The 635-nt window shown below is 31.2% G+C and carries 1 protein-coding gene; it reads right to left on the bottom strand.

Translation table 11 applies throughout. The features are described from left to right. Positions 1 to 437: 437 nt before the first annotated feature. Positions 438 to 635 (bottom strand): hypothetical protein (locus ACQY5W_RS13265; protein ID WP_428025447.1); only part of this gene is annotated, 198 nt, incomplete at its 5' end.

The following is a 635-nucleotide window of genomic DNA, read 5'->3' on the forward strand; positions in this document are numbered from 1 at the left end:
CAATCCCATAAACCCATTGACAAACAGTCAGATTACAAACAACATAATAATATACTAGATCTTGATGGCCATGACTTTATGAACTTTAGAACTCCAAAATGATGCATAATGTTTTCACCTTCTGATGTGTATTATTTTTTATGTATTGCAATGGTTTATGAGCAAATGTTTAATTACATTTATTTTGTGACTTATATCAGAGTCTTGCTCAGGAGCATGTTGATATGTTTGTTTTGGAGATCAAGTTGAAGATACAATCATCCCTCTTTATATGATGATGCTTGCTAGCTCCATAATTTTTTTCATGTTCAATTCAGCTATGGTTTAGCTTGCATAGTTAAAATCAAATAGCTCTGAATGTATGTGTACCTTTATTGTGATATTGTTTAATTATGATGAGCTGTTGTTTTACTTGATAAATTGCTCATTTGCTGATGTTATGTAATCATCTGGTACTGGTCATGACGAGTTTTTTTATTTTGAAAATCTGTAATTATTTTTATTAAATCATCGGCAGAATTAAAATAAATGGCTTGATTTTCAGTGGTTTCTATGTTATAGTCCACATTAAAGACAATTGGACATAAGCCAATATTCATAGCTTCGACAAGAGATGGATTTGTGCCACCTACGCT

The sequence above is a fragment of the Arcobacter sp. genome, from assembly GCF_050300555.1.
Lineage (GTDB): Bacteria > Campylobacterota > Campylobacteria > Campylobacterales > Arcobacteraceae > Arcobacter.